Origin of the sequence: Nocardioides sp. PD653-B2, assembly GCF_002117935.1 — a bacterium.
Taxonomy (GTDB): domain Bacteria; phylum Actinomycetota; class Actinomycetes; order Propionibacteriales; family Nocardioidaceae; genus Nocardioides.
The window spans coordinates 55,281-71,813 of the sequence record NZ_BDJE01000033.1 but is presented as its reverse complement, the minus strand read 5'-3'; the positions used below and the strand labels follow the sequence as shown (position 1 = coordinate 71,813).

General features: G+C 73.1%; 13 protein-coding genes. 7 read left to right on the top strand and 6 right to left on the bottom strand.

Annotation, left to right across the window (positions count from 1 at the left end):
• Positions 1-68 precede the first annotated feature (68 nt).
• Positions 69-311, bottom strand: a complete 243-nt coding sequence (locus tag PD653B2_RS14875; protein ID WP_085873168.1) for a hypothetical protein — start codon at positions 309-311, stop codon at positions 69-71.
• Between the two features lie 115 nt (positions 312-426).
• On the opposite strand from PD653B2_RS14875, the gene PD653B2_RS25055 reads away from it, so the two are divergent.
• Positions 427-3,150, top strand: a complete 2,724-nt coding sequence (locus PD653B2_RS25055) for a hypothetical protein (protein WP_165763492.1) — start codon at positions 427-429, stop codon at positions 3,148-3,150.
• Between the two features lie 8 nt (positions 3,151-3,158).
• Here PD653B2_RS25055 and PD653B2_RS14865 read toward each other — a convergent pair whose 3' ends face one another.
• The 5 genes from PD653B2_RS14865 to PD653B2_RS14850 all read right to left on the bottom strand — a co-directional run bounded on the left by PD653B2_RS14865 (position 3,159) and on the right by PD653B2_RS14850 (position 9,697).
• Positions 3,159-4,514 (bottom strand): TrpB-like pyridoxal phosphate-dependent enzyme, encoded by a 1,356-nt coding sequence (locus PD653B2_RS14865; protein WP_085873166.1) that lies wholly within the window; start codon positions 4,512-4,514, stop codon positions 3,159-3,161.
• Between the two features lie 30 nt (positions 4,515-4,544).
• Positions 4,545-4,712: a hypothetical protein gene (locus PD653B2_RS25050; protein ID WP_165763491.1), complete on the bottom strand. Its 168-nt coding sequence runs from the start codon at positions 4,710-4,712 to the stop codon at positions 4,545-4,547.
• Between the two features lie 320 nt (positions 4,713-5,032).
• Complete coding sequence (locus PD653B2_RS14860; RefSeq protein ID WP_085873165.1) at positions 5,033-6,673, bottom strand: DNA repair helicase XPB; 1,641 nt, start codon at positions 6,671-6,673, stop codon at positions 5,033-5,035.
• Positions 6,674-6,731: 58 nt separating this feature from the next.
• Positions 6,732-7,250 (bottom strand): CGNR zinc finger domain-containing protein, encoded by a 519-nt coding sequence (locus PD653B2_RS14855; protein WP_085873164.1) that lies wholly within the window; start codon positions 7,248-7,250, stop codon positions 6,732-6,734.
• A gap of 170 nt (positions 7,251-7,420) precedes the next feature.
• Positions 7,421-9,697 (bottom strand): helicase C-terminal domain-containing protein, encoded by a 2,277-nt coding sequence (locus PD653B2_RS14850; RefSeq protein ID WP_085873163.1) that lies wholly within the window; start codon positions 9,695-9,697, stop codon positions 7,421-7,423.
• Positions 9,698-9,736: 39 nt separating this feature from the next.
• On the opposite strand from PD653B2_RS14850, the gene PD653B2_RS14845 reads away from it, so the two are divergent.
• The 6 genes from PD653B2_RS14845 to PD653B2_RS14820 all read left to right on the top strand — a co-directional run bounded on the left by PD653B2_RS14845 (position 9,737) and on the right by PD653B2_RS14820 (position 16,492).
• Positions 9,737-10,561, top strand: a complete 825-nt coding sequence (locus PD653B2_RS14845; RefSeq protein WP_085873162.1) for a PP2C family protein-serine/threonine phosphatase — start codon at positions 9,737-9,739, stop codon at positions 10,559-10,561.
• Positions 10,558-11,595, top strand: coding sequence for an FHA domain-containing protein (locus PD653B2_RS14840; RefSeq protein ID WP_085873161.1), 1,038 nt, complete (start codon positions 10,558-10,560; stop codon positions 11,593-11,595). The genes PD653B2_RS14845 and PD653B2_RS14840 overlap by 4 nt, the downstream gene beginning before the upstream one ends.
• The gene (locus PD653B2_RS14835; protein WP_085873160.1) at positions 11,592-12,761 is read left to right on the top strand and encodes an RDD family protein; all 1,170 of its coding nucleotides are present in this window, start codon (positions 11,592-11,594) and stop codon (positions 12,759-12,761) included. Before PD653B2_RS14840 ends, PD653B2_RS14835 begins: the two co-directional genes overlap by 4 nt.
• A 222-nt stretch (positions 12,762-12,983) precedes the next feature.
• Positions 12,984-15,356, top strand: coding sequence for an immune inhibitor A domain-containing protein (locus PD653B2_RS14830; RefSeq protein ID WP_165763490.1), 2,373 nt, complete (start codon positions 12,984-12,986; stop codon positions 15,354-15,356).
• Between the two features lie 93 nt (positions 15,357-15,449).
• Complete coding sequence (locus PD653B2_RS14825) at positions 15,450-15,857, top strand: SRPBCC family protein (protein ID WP_085873158.1); 408 nt, start codon at positions 15,450-15,452, stop codon at positions 15,855-15,857.
• Between the two features lie 77 nt (positions 15,858-15,934).
• The gene (locus tag PD653B2_RS14820) at positions 15,935-16,492 is read left to right on the top strand and encodes a dihydrofolate reductase family protein (protein WP_085873157.1); all 558 of its coding nucleotides are present in this window, start codon (positions 15,935-15,937) and stop codon (positions 16,490-16,492) included.
• Positions 16,493-16,533: the final 41 nt, after the last annotated feature.

Sequence of the window (16,533 nt, the reverse complement as noted above, 5' to 3'; positions counted from 1 at the left end):
GCCTAGGTCGGCAGCGCGCGAGTCACCGAAACGTCGCCAAGCGATGGACGGCCGACCGACGGGTCAGGTCAGGGCAGCATCCAGTGCGGGTGCGTGCGGTCGCCCTTGCAGACGTAGCGGTGGCCGCGCGCGTCCCAGCCGCTGTGGCCGTAGCTCGCCTGCGGGCAGAACTCGCCACCGCGGATGCAGGTGTGGCTGGACGTGCGGGTGCACGGGTGGTGGGGCGTCGCAGCGGCGCCGGCGACGGCGGGTGCGGAGACCAGCCCGGCCAGGGCGATCGCGAGCGCGGCGCTGAGAGTCCGGAGGGTCATGGCGGGACCGTAGGTGTGTCTCAGGCCACATGTCGGCTTATCGGAGAACCCGAGGACGGTGACTGGACCGGCCCGTTTGCCTCCGGCGAGGTCGTGGGAACGGCATGATGCCCGGATGAGCCTTCGTCGTGTGTTCGGGTGGGTCGTGGTCGCCGCGCTGGTCGCGACCGGGACGGCCACCGCCGCCTCCGGCCCCGTCTCCGCGACGCCGCGGAGCGGCGCGTCGCACCCGAGTGCTCCCGCGGCGCCGGCCGACCTCGGCGACTGGCGGGTGCGGGAGGTCGGGCCGGGCAGCTACGCGGTGTCCTGGACCTCGCCGACCCGGTTCCCGCTCACCTCCGACCGCCCGACGATCGTCGGGCCGGAGGGCGCGGTGGTCGGGGTCTCGACGATCGACGGCGACGGGCGCACCGTGCGGACCGTCCTCACCTCGGCGACCCGGCCGACCGCGGCGACCCTCGGGGTGCTGCTCTCGGGCGACCGGCTCGACGTGGCCGGCCACGACCTGCAGCGCCCGGTCACCGGGGGTGCGGGCAGGGCGCTCGACCTCCCCGGCACCGTCACGCTGCCCGTCGACCCGGCCACACCCGGCGACTTCGACGTGGTGTCGAGCAACTACGAGCTCGACCCGGTGAAGCTGCCCGGCATGCCCGAGCCGATCGAGATGGTCGGTCACGTGGTCGAGCCCGCCGCGGACGCCGTCACCGGACCCCGGCCGCTGGTGCTCTTCCTCCACGGACGGCACGGCGTCTGCTTCGACCCGAACGACTCGGGCGCCGACGGCGCCTGGCCGTGCCAGGCGCCCCTGCAGGAGATCCCGAGCCAGCTCGGCTACGACTACATCCAGCAGGTGCTCGCCTCCCAGGGCTTCACCACGGTCTCGGTGCGGGTGAACGGCATCAACGCCCAGGACTACCGGTTCGCCGACGGCGGTGCGGACGCCCGCGCGGCGATCGTCGAGCGGCACCTCGACCACTGGGCCGACATCGCGGCAGCGCACCAGGTCGACCGCGGCCGCGTCGTGCTCGTCGGGCACAGCCGGGGCGGCGAGGGCGTCGACCGGGCGTCGATCGAGATCCCGCTGAGCGCGCCGTACCGGATCGTCGGCCAGGTGCTGATCGCGCCGACCGACTTCGGCACCCAGACCGCGGCGTACGTGCCGACCGTGACGCTGCTGCCCTTCTGCGACGGCGACGTCAGCGACCTCCAGGGCCAACGCTTCACCGACACCGCGCGCGACCTCACCGCCGGCGACACGTCGCTGAAGAGCTCGGTCCTGGTGATGGGTGCCAACCACAACTTCTTCAACACCGAGTGGACGCCGGGCATCGCGCAGGCGCCCGCCAACGACGACTGGTACGGCGACCCGCAGGCCGCGTGCGGCGAGGACAACCCGGAGCGGCTGTCCCCCGAGGAGCAGCAGTCCGTCGGTACGACGTACGTCGCCGGCGCGGTCCGGCTCTTCACCGAGGACGAGCAGGACCTGCTGCCGATGTTCGACGGCTCCCGGGCCCGCGTCGCCTCCACGGGCGACGCCCAGGTGCTCAGCCACGCGATCGGCGGCGGCCGCGACCTCCGCACGCCCGGCCTCACCGCCGGCCTCTCCCTGCCCGACGGCGCGACGACCCGCTTCTGCCAGGGCGTGGTCTCGGAGAAGATCGCCTCCTGCGCGCGGGGGACCACCTACGAGGAGGTGCGGCCGCACTGGCCCGAGCAGTACGAGGGCACTCCCACCCGGCGGTTCTTCGAGATGTCGTGGACCGGCGCCGGCCAGACCGGCGGCATGGTGCTCGACGACCCGCTCGACCTGAGCGCCGGGCGGCTCGAGCTCCGGACGATCGTGGACCCCCTGCAGCCGGACCCGGACCTCCGGGTGCGCATCACCGACGCCGACGGGGCGAGCGCGCTCCTGGCCCCCGCGGGCGGTGGCACCGTGCCCGGGCTGGGCGCCGGCACGCCGGTCAAGAAGCTCTGGGCGCAGACCCTCGCCGTCGACCCGTCCGCCGCAACCGGCGTCGACCTGACCCGGGTGGTCCGGGTCGACCTCGTCGCGGAGAGCCCGCGCGGCCGGGTGTGGGTCGTCGACCTGGGCGCCGCGCCGACGACGCTGCCCGCCGTGCCCGACGTGCGGCTGGCGACCGTCGACATCGCCACGGCACGCATCGACGAGGGCGACGGGCGCGGACCCACCACGGCGGAGCTGCCCTTCGAGATCGTGGGCGACCTGACCCGGCCGGCCCGGATCTCGGTGATGACCTCGGGCCAGCAGCGCGGCGACGTCCAGCGGTTCGCGGTCGACCTGGCACCGGGGCAGACCTCGGGCAGCATCCCGATCAGCTACGTGCCGGACCGTCGTGACGACTACCCGAGGTCGGTCACGCAGGTGGTCGCCTGGGCGACGCGCAACGTGATGACCGACGCGTGGGCAGGCCGGCTGACCGTGCTCGACGACGACCCGACCCCGCGGCTGACCGTGACGCCGGTGCACCGCAGCGTGGTCGAGGGCTCACCGGCGGAGTGGAAGGTCGCGATCTCGAAGCCGGTGGACTACGACCTGTTCGTCAACGGCACCGTCGTGCGCAGCCCGGCGCCGGCGCTCACCGCCGGTGACGTGCCCACGTCGTGGGTCCTCGCGCACGCGGGTCAGGTGGACCCCGACGTGACCCTGTGGTCGCTGCACGCGTTCGTCTACGACCAGCTGCACGCCGGCGAGCGCTCGTTCGTGATCAGGATCCCGACTCGTCGCGACGGCGAGGCGGAGGGTCGCGAGTCGGTCCGCCTCAAGCTCGAGATCAACCGCCACACCTACACGAAGACGATCTTCGTGAAGCGGTCCTAGCCAGGGGGTCAGACCTGCGGCACCCCCGCCAGCGCGGCGGCGAGGGCGTCGTCGGACAGTGCGTCGTCCTCGAGCCGGCCGCCGAGGTACGCGTCGTACGCCCCGAGCTCGAGCAGCCCGTGGCCCGAGAGCCCGACGACGATCACCTTCTCCTCGCCGGACTCGGCCGCGGCGAGGGCCTCGCGGCGGACCTGGGCCAGGGCGTGCGACGACTCCGGTGCCGGTACGACGCCCTGGGTGCGCGCGAACTCGATCGCGGCCTCGAAGCACTCGGTCTGGTGCAGCGCGGTCGCCTCGATCAGGCCCTCGTGCACGGCGTGCGACACCAGCGGCGCCATCCCGTGGTAGCGCAGCCCGCCGGCATGGATCGGCGACGGCACGAAGTCGTGGCCGAGCGTGTACATCTTCATCAGCGGCGTGAGGCCCGCGGTGTCGCCGAAGTCGTAGCGGTACTCGCCGCGGGTCAGGGTCGGGCACGAGCTCGGCTCGACGGCGAGGATCCGGGGGCTCTGGCTGCCGGCCAGCTTCTCGCGCAGGAACGGGAACGCCAGGCCCGCGAAGTTGGAGCCGCCGCCTGCGCAGCCGACCACCAGGTCGGCGCCGGACTCGCCGGCCTTCGCCAGCTGCTTGAGCGCCTCCTCCCCGATCACGGTCTGGTGGAGGAGCACGTGGTTGAGCACGGAGCCGAGGGCGTACTTCGAGGTCGGGTCCTGGGCGGCGACCTCCACGGCCTCAGAGATCGCGATGCCGAGGGAGCCGGGGTGGCTCTCGGGGAACGCCTTGCCCGACTCGGTCAGTCGGCTCGGGGAGCGGTGCACGGTCCCGCCGAAGACCTCGATCAGCGTGCGCCGCTGGGGCTTCGTGTCGTACGACGCCCCGACCTGCCACACCTCGCACTCGACGTCGAAGAGCGCGCACGCGTAGGCCAGCGCCGTGCCCCACTGGCCGGCCCCGGTCTCGGTCGTCAGCCGGCGTACGCCGTGCAGGGAGTTGTAGTAGACCTGCGGCACCGACGTGTTCGTCTTGTGGGATCCGGCCGGCGAGACGCCTTCGTACTTGTAGTAGATCCGCGCCGGGGTGCCGAGCTTCGCCTCCCAGCGCCGGGCCCGGAAGAGCGGGCTGGGCCGGTACTGCTGGTAGACCTCGAGCACCGGGCCGGGGATCTCGACGTACCGCTCGCCGGTCACCTCCTGCATGATCAGCTCGATCGGGAAGAGCGGCGCGAGGTCGTCCGGTCCCACCGGCTCCCGGGTGCCCGGGTGCAGCGGCGGTGGGGGCGGGGTCGGCAGGTCGGCCACGATGTTGTACCAGTGGGTGACCTGCTCGGAATCGTCCAGCGTGAACATCACCTGGTGGTCGCTCATGGGCACATCTCCTCGGGGTCGGGACTCGGGTCAGAGCTGCAGGACGATCGCGACGACGACCACGACCAGGACGAGGGCCAGGCTCAGCAGCAGCCCGAGCACCCCGCGCCGCCTCTGGCGTTGGAAGCCGATCTCGCCGCCCCGGAACATGTGGTACGGCGGCGCGTAGAACACCGGCACCGTGTCTCCCTCGGCCACGTCGCACTCGAGGGCGGCCTCGCCGTAGTGCCGCAGCCAGCTGCAGTGGATGTCGACGTGCCAGCGCCCGGGCGGGACCGGGTAGACGTTCGGCCCGTAGCTCGCCGGGACGTGGTAGCCGTTTGAGCCGGACCGACGGCGCGATCATGTTGCTGGTCAACGCGTTGCCCTGGACGGTGAGAGCGATCCACCCGGTCGGTCCGGGTGCGGACGGCATCGGCTGCGGCTGCTGGGTCACGGGACCAGCATGGCCCGCGTCGTACGTCGTTGGGTATGGCCTGTCCAGGGCGGACCGCCGACCGGGGGAAACCGCCCGCTCCCTACGCCGGCAGGTCCTCCGCGTCCACGATCCGGTAGGCGTAGCCCTGCTCGGCGAGGAAGCGCTGCCGGTTCTGGGCGAAGTCGGCGTCGACGGTGTCGCGGGAGACGATCGTGTAGAAGTGCGCGGACTTGCCCTCGGACTTGGGCCGCAGCAGCCGCCCGAGCCGCTGGGCCTCCTCCTGGCGCGAGCCGAACGACCCGGAGACCTGGATGGCGACCTCGGCCGACGGCAGGTCGATGGAGAAGTTCGCGACCTTCGAGACGACCAGCAGCCCGACCTCGCCGGAGCGGAACGCCTCGAAGAGGCGCTGGCGCTCCTTCACCGACGTCTCGCCCTTGATGACCGGGGCGTCGAGGGCCGCGGCGAGCTCGTCGAGCTGGTCGATGTACTGCCCGATCACCAGTGTGGGCTGGCCGGGGTGCTGGGCGACCAGGTCGCGCACGACGTCGATCTTGTGGTGGGTGCACGACGCGAGCCGGTAGCGCTCCTCCGGCTCGGCGGTCGCATAGGCCAGCCGCTCGGCCGACGGCAGGGTCACCCGCACCTCGACACAGTCGGCGGGCGCGATCCAGCCCTGGGACTCGATGTCCTTCCAGGGCGCGTCGTACCGCTTCGGCCCGATCAGCGAGAAGACGTCACCCTCGCGGCCGTCCTCGCGCACCAGCGTCGCGGTCAGCCCGAGCCGCCGGCGGGCCTGGAGGTTGGCGGTCATCCGGAAGATCGGCGCGGGCAGCAGGTGCACCTCGTCGTACACGATCAGGCCCCAGTCCTTGGCGTCGAGCAGCTCGAGGTGGGGGTAGACGCCCTTCCGCTTCGTCGTCATCACCTGGTACGTCGCGATGGTGACGGGCCGGACCTCCTTCACCGAGCCGGAGTACTCGCCGATCTCCTCCTCGGTCAGGGAGGTCCGACGGATCAGCTCGTCCTTCCACTGCCGGGCGCTCACCGTGTTGGTGACCAGGATCAGCGTGGTGGCCTTCGCCTCGGCCATCGCGGCCGCGCCGACCAGCGTCTTGCCGGCGCCGCACGGCAGCACCACGACGCCGGATCCGCCGTGCCAGAAGGACTCCGCGGCCTCGCGCTGGTAGGCGCGCAGCTGCCACTCGGTCTCGTCGAGGAAGATCGGGTGCGCCTCGCCGTCGACGTAGCCCGCGAAGTCCTCCGCCGGCCAGCCCAGCTTGAGCAGCGCCTGCTTGAGGTTGCCGCGCTCGGAGCCGTGCACGACGACGGTGTCGGGGTCGACCCGCTCGCCGAGCATGCCGGCGATCTTCTTGGCGCGCAGCACCTCCTCGAGCACCGGGCGGTCGGTGGAGACCAGCACCAGCCCGTGGATCGGGTTCTTCTCCAGCCGCAGCCGGCCGTAGCGCGCCATCGTCTCGGCGACGTCGACGAGCAGCGCGTGCGGGACGGCGTACCGGCTGTACTCCAGCAGCGTGTCGACCACCTGCTCGGCGTCGTGCCCGGCGGCGCGGGCGTTCCAGAGGCCGAGCGGGGTGAGCCGGTAGGTGTGCACGTGCTCGGGGGAGCGCTCCAGCTCGGCGAACGGCGCGATCGCCTTGCGGCAGTCAGCGGCGCGCTCGTGATCCACCTCGAGCAGCAGCGTCTTGTCCGACTGGACGATCAGGGGGCCGTCATTCACCCGCCAAGCCTACGGAGAGGCCGAAGGCGGCCGCCGGCGCATCCGCCGTGGCGCCTCGCTACGCGGGCTCGACGGCCTTCTGCCGGGCGCGGTACGCCGCGACGTTCGCCCGCGATGAGCACCGCTCGGAGCAGTACCGACGGGAGCGGTTCGGCGAGGTGTCGACGAAGACGTTGGTGCACTTCCCGGCCGAGCAGACACCGAGCCGGTCGGCGCCGAGGTCGCAGACCAGCGTCGCGAGCCCGAGCAGCGACTCGCCGACGAGGAGGTCGGCCACGCTGGCGTTGGCCGTCGCGACGTGGAGGTGCAGGTCCTGGTGGTCGTGGTCGGATATCCGGGGCGTGACGGGGTAGCGCGCCATCAGCTCGTTGAGCCCGCCGACCACGCCCGTGATGTCGCCGGCCTCGAAGACCGGGCGCAGCTCACGCTGGAACTTGCGCAGCAGCATGCAGTCGCGGTCGGTCGCGCGCTCGTGCAGCCACTCCCGGCCGTCGAGGTACGCCTCCAGCGCGTCGACGTCGGCCAGCTCCGCGTTCAGCAGGGCGGCCGAGGCTTCGGCGTACCGGAGGAAGTCCACGATTCAATCTTAGGGGCCGACACCACACAGCCGGTCTGCTGCGCGCCGCCCCGCGGGCGCCTCGCGGAGTTGTCGTCGGTCATCGGGACTCCGTCCCGCTTCCCTCCTCCGCCGCCGCGATGCATCCCGCGGGACGACGCTCGCGACGACCGTCCGTGTGGCGACGACCCCTACGGAGCGTCGGTGACGGGCCGGACCGTGGTGATGCGATGCACGGCAAAGGTGCGCACGTCGTCGCTGCGGTGGTCGTGCGCGGTGAGCGACCCGCCCTCGACCCGGATGGGGTCGACCAGCCGCTCCGAGCTGGTGCCCTGGTTGTCGACGTAGCCGATCAGCACCGACCCCCCGGCCTCGATCGCCTCGCGCAGCGCCGCCATCGACCCGCTCGGGGTGAGCGACTGGGCCGGGACGGCCGGCCGGCTGGACTCGGCCCGGTCGCCGGCCCGGATCGCGGTGACCACGTGCGCGGTCTGCGCGGTCCGGCGGGCCGAGCGGACCGCCCGGCCCCGGTGCTCGCGCGGCGTGCGCGCCCGGAGCACGTCGGGTCGCGCGACGTGCACGGTCCCGTCGGCGGCCTCCACGACGGGTGCCGCGCCGAGGTCGCGGAGCCGGGGGAGCAGCACGTCGAGCGGCGTCGAGCTGACCAGCACGGTCGGCGCGATCCGGCGCAGGCCCAGGGTCGCGGCCTGGGGGTTGAGCAGGATCTCGGTCAGGGCGGCCTCGTCATCGGCCCGCAGGAACGCCTCGGCGTGCCCGACCCGCACGCTGCCGAAGGTCCGCGCCGTGTCGTCGACGAGGTAGGTGAGCGGCTGCGGGACCGGCGTCCGCGACACCGAGCCGATGAACTCGTGCACCTCGACCGCCGACCAGCCGGTGTCGAGCGCGCGGCGCACCGAGGCGGGCGTGAAGCGGTAGACCGTCGCCCCGCCGCGCGACTCGATGTCGGCGACCAGCTGCAGCTTGCGCGCCAGCTGGGACTCCAGCGGCCCCGGAGCCACGGCGGTCAGGTCTGCCTGGAGCAGCACGTGGTCGACCGGCTCCGGCAGCAGCGCGTCGAGACCGGCGATCGCGACCGCCTCGTCGCCGGTGAGGAGCGCCCGGGAGTACGACGCCGGCCCGCCCAGGGCGACGACGCCGAGCAGCGCCGCCTCGTCGACCGCCCAGCCGACCTGCTCGGCGCGGGTCCGGGGTCGCCGCGGCCGGAGCCACTCGATCCGCTGCACCAGGGACGGCACGCCGGTGCCGGCAGCCAGCACCTCGCCCTCGGGGAGGTCGAGCAGCAGCTCCAGCGCCATCCGCCGGCTCTCGACCTGGTGGACGCCGGACAGCTCGGGGGCGAGCGCGTTCCAGACCTTGCCCTGCGGGTCGCGGGAGCCGACCAGGCCCGGGATCCGCGGGCTCTCGAGCCAGGCACGCACCAGCGCGACCCAGCGGCCGGCGACCGGGGCGGCGGTCCACTGGTCGAAGGCGTCGGTGGGGATCCAGACCGGGTTGCCGGACGGGTCGGCGGCGGTGGCCAGCAGCCCCGCCGCCGACGCGACCTCGACGAGGAGGGCGGCGGTCGGCGCGTCGACGTGCAGCTCGGTCGCGGTGGCCCGGAGGTCGCGGACGCCGAGGCCACCGCTGCGCAGCGCGGCCGGCGGGTGCAGGCCCCAGTGGTCGAGCAGCAGCTCGACGCGTCGTACCGCCTCGAAGGCGGCGCCGGCGCCGGCGCGGTCGACCAGGTCCTGGCCGCGCGGGGAGGTGGCCAGCTCGGGTGGCTCGTCGACCGGCTCGGTCGTGGTGCGTCCACCCCGCATCGCGATCCCGACCTCGCCCGGCAGCACGACGGTGCCGCCACCGCGGGGCACGAGCAGCCTGCGGGCGAGCAGCTCCTCCGCGGGGGTCGCGGCGTCCTCGGGCAGCACCGTGTGGCGGGCGGTGCCGGTCGTGGCCTCGCCCCCCGACTCGAGGACGTGGTCGAGCAGGGCGCGGGCCGGCGCCGAGAGCTCGTCGAGGCGTCGGCGTACGTCCTCGGGGTCGTGCGGCTCGGGCGACATCGGCCGCAGGCCGCTGACGCCGGGGGCCCGGCCGCCCTGGGTGAGCGCCTCCGAGACCGCGCTGAGCGGCCGGACGCCCTGCGGCGTCTCCCAGGCCAGGGCGAGGTCGAGCAGCCGGTCCAGCGCCGACGTCACGGACTGGGGTGTCGCCCGGACCACCTCCGCCAGCTGGTCGGGCGTGGTTTGCCCCACGACGACGAGGGCATCAAGGACACAGAGCTCGAGCCGGGTGAGGTGGTCGAGCGCGCGCAGGAGTGAGGACCGGGTGGCGGCACGAGACGCCAGCTGGCTGGAGTCGTGAGGGGCCGGAGTGGCGAGATCGGGTCGGTCGACGAGCAGACGGGACAGCCGGGAGTCCGGCCAGCTGCGCAGCTGGTCGGCGAGCGTGCGGTACCCCGTCGTGGACATCCCTCCCACGCTATCGGGCGCACGGAAGCCGGCCGACCGGTGAGCCGGGTCGAGCTGCACCACGGGGCCGCCACCGACGTCGGGCTGGTCCGCGAGGTCAACGAGGACGCCTACCTCGCCACGCCGCCGGTCTTCGTCGTCGCCGACGGGATGGGCGGCCACCAGGGCGGTGACGTCGCGAGCACCATCGTGGTCGAGGAGTTCGCCCGGCTGGCCGAGGAGGGCTACGACCCACGGGCCGGAGCCGAGGTCGTCGCGGCCACGCTGCGGGTGTGCCGCGAGCGGATCGCGGAGTACGCCGAGACCCAGGGCGCCGAGGGCGTCGGGCGCCGGTTCCGGGCCGGCACGACGGCCGTGGTCGCGCTGCTTGTCGAGGACGACGACGGGCCGCAGTGGCTGGTCGCCAACGTGGGCGACTCCCGGGTCTACCGCTTCGCCGGCAGCGTGCTGGAGCAGGTGAGCGTCGACCACAGCGTCGTCCAGGAGCTGCTCGACGCCGGCCGGATCACCCCCGCCGAGGCCGACACCCACCCCGAGCGACACGTCATCACCCGCGCCCTCGGGGTGTCCCCGGGCGCCGAGGCCGACTTCTTCGTGCTCCCGCTGGCGTCCGTCGAGCGGTTGGTGCTCTGCTCCAACGGCATCAGCGGGATGGTCGACGAGACGACGCTCGCGGCGATCCTGGCCGAGTCGGACGACCCCCGCGACGCGGCCGACCGGATGGTGGCCGCCGCCCTCGCCGCGGGTGGCGAGGACAACGCGACGGTCGTGGTCGTGGATGTGGTGGGATTGGTCGCCGACAGCCCCTACGACTCCGTGCGTCAGCGAGCGAGTCTCGAACAGAAGCTGGGAGCACTGCCGTGAGCGACCACCGCACCTGGTCCTTCCGTGCCGGACCCTGGTTCGGCATCCTCGGCGAGCGTGCGACCGTCGTGCTGCCCCCCTCGGAGAAGGCCCGGGTGGCGGCGCTGTGGGAGCTCGTCGACGACGGTGCCGGCTTCGACGAGACCCTCGACGCGCTGATCTCGTCGGGCCTGCGCGACCTGCCGGGCTTCGTGCTGGTCAGCGAGTCCGGCGACGAGACCCGGGTGGTCCTGCGCGGCGCGGCCGCCGCCCACTTCGCGACGGCCGACGAGGTGGTCCACGTCGAGGGGGACGGCGGCACCACCTGGGTGGAGCGCACCCTGACCGGCGTCGTCCGGATGCGGATCGAGGTCGCCGACGAGGAGTCGTCCGACGACCTCCTGGTCGCCGGGGGACTGGTCCGGATCGCGACGGTCGAGCACCCGCCCGCGGTGGTCCCGCCCCGGTCCGGGGCCGACGCCGAGCCCACTCCGGAGCCGACCCCGACCCCCGAGCCCGACCCGGAGCCGCCCGCCGAGCCACCCACGGAGCCCGTGGCCGTCCTCGACGCCGAGGTGGCCGAGGTCGCGGAGGACGCCGACCACGACGGCGAGACCCGGACCGGCAGCGTGGAGCGCGCGGAGTTCGTCCGCGAGCAGCCCGGCATCCCGGGCCAGCCCCTGGCGCCGCCCGTCACGGCGCGCCCGGTCGCCCGGCTCCTCATCTCCAACGGCGAGGCGGTCGAGGTCGACCGGGTGGTCCTGGTCGGCCGGGCTCCCGAGCCGCGCCGCCACAGCCTGACCGAGCAGCCGCGCCTGGTGAGGGTGCCCAGCCCCCACCAGGAGATCTCCTCGACCCACCTCGAGGTGCGGCCGGGCTCGGGAGCCGACCACGGCTCCGCGGTCGTCACCGACCTCGGCTCCACCAACGGCACGCTCCTGGTGCAGCCCGGCCTGCCGCCGGAGGACCTCAAGGCCGGGATCGCGGTCCAGCTCATCCCCGGCGCCGTGGTCGACCTCGGTGACGGCGTGACGATCCAGGTCGAGAACCCGTGAGCCAGCCGATGCCGGACTCCCCGGACCGCCTGGTCGCGGAGCTCGACCGGCGCTTCTACGCCTTCACGCTCGACCGGGTCATCGCCTGGTCGGTGGACGGCGTGGTCGCCTATGTCGCCTTCCGCACCCTGATCCAGCCGGGCCAGGTCGCCGCGGGGATCGCGCTCATCGTCGCGACGGTCCTGGTGGTCGGCGCCGCGTTCGCGGTCGTCCTCGGCCTGCTCGGCACCTCCCCGGGCATGGCCCTGGTCGGGCTGCGGGTGGTCGACGACACGACCGGTGGGCCGATCGGGATCGGGCGGGCCCTCCTGCGTCAGCTCGTCCTCGGCGTGGCCACGCTGCCGACATTCGGCCTCGGGGTGGCCACCCTGGCCTGGACCGCGGTCATGGACCCGGGCGGCCGGCGCCGCGGGTGGCACGACCACGTCGCCCACTCGGCCGTCGTCGACGTCCGCCCGGTCCCGGTGGAGGTGCCCGAGGAGGACGTCCGTCCGCGCCACGTCGTGAACCTCACCGCGATGCGGCTGGTCCCGGCGCCGCGCGCCGCCCCCGTCGCCACGCCCGCCCGGTCGCCCCGGCCGCCCGCCGCGCCGCCGCCGGCCGCGCCGCCGCCGGCCGCGCCACCGACGGCCGCCCCACCGACGGCCGCCCCGGCGGCCCCACCGGTGGTCGCGCCCGCCCCGGCGCCGGCTCCGGTCGCACCCGGCGAGCCCGCAGCGCCGGCCCCGCCGCCCGCCCAGCCCCCGAGGCCGGCGACCCCGCAGCGCCAGCAGCTGGGCTACCCGCTCGTCCCGGACGCCCCGGCGGTCGTCGAGGCCGCCCCGGCGCCGTCGGTTCGCTGGCGGGTCAGCTTCGACTCCGGGGAGAGCTTCGTGGTCGAGGGCCTGGCCCTGGTCGGCAGACGCCCCGAGCCGCGCCAGGGGGAGCCGGTGCGCCACCTCGTGCCGTTGCCCTCCTCCGACATGTCGCTCTCCAAGACCCATGCCCAGGTCCAGGTGACGCCCGAGGCCGGCCTGGTCGTGGTCGACCGTGGGTCGACCAACGGCTCGATCCTGATCCGCGGGGGCGTGGCCAAGGAGCTCACGGCCGGACGGGCCGCGACGCTGCTCGACGGCGACCACGTGCGTTTCGGCGACCGCGAGATGACCGTCGCGCGCGAATCCTGAAGATCTTGCGGTCCCGGTGTTGCGCAGGTCACACCGGCCGCAAGAGTTCCGGCCCCGCGGTAACGGTCCGATAACGAACCGGAGCGCCTCTTCCCTGGTGCGCGGCCGGGAGGGTGCACTGCTCTCCTCCTGACCGGTGGCTCGGCGCCGTGATCCGGTTCCGACGCTGCCTGCCAGGACGTGTGGCGCACTCCGCGCCTCGACTCAATCGGGAGGCATCTCTTGCGTAGGACCCGGGTCGCCGCAGCGGCGACCGCTTCACTGCTGGCGGCGGCAACAGCGCTGTCGCTCACCACCCCCCAGGCCGGAGCCGTGGCGGCCCCGGCCAACCCCTCGGCCCGGGGAGGGACGGCCACCCCGTCCGACAACCTCACCCCGGCCTGGAAGACGCGGTACGACGACATCCGCCAGGCCGCGCTCGAGAAGCGGCTGCGCACCGGCGGGACCGGCGCGAAGGAGAAGCTCTCCAAGGGCGTCTTCGGCAAGGTGGCCCAGAGCGGCACCGACCGCATCTTCGTCGTGCTCGCGGAGTTCGGCGACACCCGCCACTCGGCGTACCCCGACGACCCGGAGTCCGGCGCCCAGCGCTACGACGGACCGATGCACAACCAGATCCCGAAGCCGGACCGCTCGAAGGACAACTCCACGCTGTGGACGAAGAACTTCAGCCAGCCGTACTTCGAGAACATGTACTTCACGCGGATGAAGAGCTTCTACCAGCAGCAGTCGAGCGGCCGGTACTCCGTCGACGGTGACGTCACCGAGTGGGTGAAGGTCCCCTTCAACCAGGCCCGCTACGGCAGCGACTACTGCGGCGACATCGTCTGCAGCAACGTCTGGTTCCTCGTGCGCGACGCCCTCGCCCAGTGGACGCAGGACCGCCTCGACGAGGGCATGACCATGGCCCAGATCCAGGAGTACCTCGCGACGTTCGACAAGCAGGACCGCTACGACTTCGACGGCGACGGCGACTTCGCCGAGCCGGACGGCTACATCGACCACTTCCAGATCGTGCACGCGGGCGGCGACGAGGCCGACGGTGACCCGGTCTACGGCAGCGACGCCATCTGGAGCCACCGCGGCAATGTGGGCATCGAGCCCTTCGGCGCCGGCCCCGGCCCCGCCATCGGCGGCGTGGAGGTCGGTGAGGGCGGCGTGTCCGACCCGAGCGGCGCCAACGTCACGATCCCGGACAACCCGACGGGTGTGTGGGTGAGCGACTACACGATGCAGCCCGAGAACGGCGGCCTCAGCGTCTTCTCGCACGAGTTCGCCCACGACCTGGGCCTCCCCGACCTGTACGACACCTCCGGCAACTCGGGCGGTGCCTCCAACAGCGTCGAGCACTGGTCGCTGATGGCCCAGTCGCGGGCCACCCTCCCGGGCGACCCCGGCATCGGCGACGAGCCGCAGCCCTTCGGTGCCTGGGACAAGTTCCAGCTCGGCTGGCTCGACTACGACGTGGCCCGCGCCGGACGCCCCGGCACCTACAAGCTGCGCCCCGGCCAGTCCACCTCGGGCACGGCCGCCAACGGCCTGATCACGCTGCTGCCCGACAAGGAGGTCAGCTTCCAGTACGGCGACCCGTGCGCGACCTGCGGCGAGCGGTACTACTTCAGCGGCTCCGGTGACGACCTCGACAACACGATGACGCGTGACGTCGCCGGCGGCGGTGCCCTGACCGCCACGGTGCGCTACGACATCGAGGAGGGCTGGGACTACGCGTTCCTCGAGGCCTCCGGCGACGGTGGCGAGACCTGGACCCAGCTCGAGACCAGCCAGAGCTACGAAGGCGAGGACCAGGGCTCCTTCAACGGCAGCGGCACCGGCATCTCCGGCTCGTCCGGCGGTGACTGGGTCGACCTGACCGCGACGGTCCCCGTCGGCACCAACGCGCTGCGCTGGCGTTACATGACCGACGGCGCGGCGACGTTCCCCGGCTTCCAGGTCGACAACATCACCCTCGACGGCACCGTCATCGGTGACGCCGAGACCGACGCCGACTGGACGTTCGACGGGTTCACCACCACGACCGGCACGGAGACGCGCGACTTCCTCAACGCCTACTTCGTCGACAACCGGCAGTACGTCGGTCGCGACAAGGTGCTGGCGCACGTCTACAACTTCGCCGGTGACCCGAAGAAGCCGGACTGGGTGGACTTCTTCGAGTTCCAGCCCGGCGCGCTGATCAGCTACTGGGACACGTCGTACAACGACAACAACGTCGGCGACCACCCCGGTGGCGGCGAGATCCTGCCCGTCGACGCCCACCCGGAGTTCCAGCACGCGCCCGACGGCACGCTGCTGCGCACGAAGCTCGTGACGTCGGACTCGCCGTTCTCGCTGAAGCGCACCCCGGCGCAGAAGATGCACTACCTCGGGAAGCCGATCACGCTCGAGTCGCAGCCGGCCGTGTCGCTGTTCGACGACACGCTCGACTGGTGGTTCGACAGCGACGAGCACGGCTCGGGCACGCACCCCGGCCACTACCAGCCCGGCTGGTACAGCGTCGACGTCCCGAAGACCGGCACCACCATCAAGGTGGTCAAGGTGCAGAAGAACGGTGTGATGACCGTCCGGGTCGGGAGGTCCTGACCCCGGTCGGCTCATCGGCATGACCGTGGCCGGGCCCCGTCGCTCCTCCGGGAGCGGCGGGGCCCGGTCCGTCGTAGGCGGTAGTTTGCCGTCATGACCTTCGAGTACGAGCGCACCGTGACGACGTCCGCCAGCCCCGCCGACGTCTGGGCTCTGTGGCGCGACGTCGGCAGCTGGCACGCCTGGGACCCGGCCGTGCAGGAGGTCGCGCTCGAGGGGCACTTCGCCGAGGGCGCCGCCGGCTCCATGGTCCTGACCAGCGGCACGGAGGTGCCGTTCATGCTCGAGATCGTCGAGCCGGGGGCCCGTTTCCTGGACCGCCTCACCATGGGTGACCTGGTCATCCGGATCGACCACGAGGTCCGCGCGGCCGGCGACGGCGCCGAGGTCACCGTGCGCACGACGATCACGGGCCCGGGCGCCGCCGACATCGGGCCGATGGTCACCCAGGACACCCCGCTCGCGCTGGAGGCGCTGACCGCGCTGGCCGAGGGCCGCTGAGATCTCCCCTCGGGCGCTGTCGTATCCGTCGTCACCCGTTCGTGGCCTGGGTGACCCCACTCCACGAGAGGACTGACATGCGCACCCTGACCACCACCCACTTCGTGTCCCTGGACGGCGTCGCCGAAGCGCCCGGCGGCGAGCAGGGCTACCGCCACGCCGGCTGGACCATGGACGTCGAGGCCGACCCCGCGGCGTACGAGCGCAAGGGCCAGGAGCAGGAGGAGGCGACCGCCTTCGTGATGGGCGGGCGCTCGTACGACGCCTTCGCGGAGGTCTGGCCGGGGATGGACTACTTCGCCGGCTGGAACGCGATGCCGAAGTACGTCGTGTCCTCCACCCTCACCGACCCGCAGTGGACCAACACCACCGTGCTCTCCTCGCTCGACGACGTCGCGGCGCTCAAGGAGTCCGCGGGCGGCCCGATCTTCGTGCAGGGCAGCATGCTCCTCACCCAGGGCTTGCTCGAGGCCGGACTGGTCGACGAGATGCGCCTGATGGTCTTCCCGGTGATCCTCGGCAGCGGCCGGCGGCTCTTCCCGGACGGCGCCGACGACAAGGTCCGGCTGACCCTGGTCGAGAGCACGACCTACGCCAACGGCGTGCAGTACCAGGTCTTCCGCACCCGGCACTGAGCCAACGCCCGCCCAACGTCGGGCGGCGTAGGTTGCTGCGC

Coding starts and splice junctions, on each gene's coding strand:
- PD653B2_RS14875 (WP_085873168.1), bottom strand. CDS start 311: ATGACCCTCCGGACTCTCAGCGCCGCGCTCGCGATCGCCCTGGCCGGG.
- PD653B2_RS14865 (WP_085873166.1), bottom strand. CDS start 4,514: ATGAGCGACCACCAGGTGATGTTCACGCTGGACGATTCCGAGCAGGTC.
- PD653B2_RS14825 (WP_085873158.1), top strand. CDS start 15,450: ATGACCTTCGAGTACGAGCGCACCGTGACGACGTCCGCCAGCCCCGCC.
- PD653B2_RS25055 (WP_165763492.1), top strand. CDS start 427: ATGAGCCTTCGTCGTGTGTTCGGGTGGGTCGTGGTCGCCGCGCTGGTC.
- PD653B2_RS14820 (WP_085873157.1), top strand. CDS start 15,935: ATGCGCACCCTGACCACCACCCACTTCGTGTCCCTGGACGGCGTCGCC.
- PD653B2_RS14850 (WP_085873163.1), bottom strand. CDS start 9,697: ATGTCCACGACGGGGTACCGCACGCTCGCCGACCAGCTGCGCAGCTGG.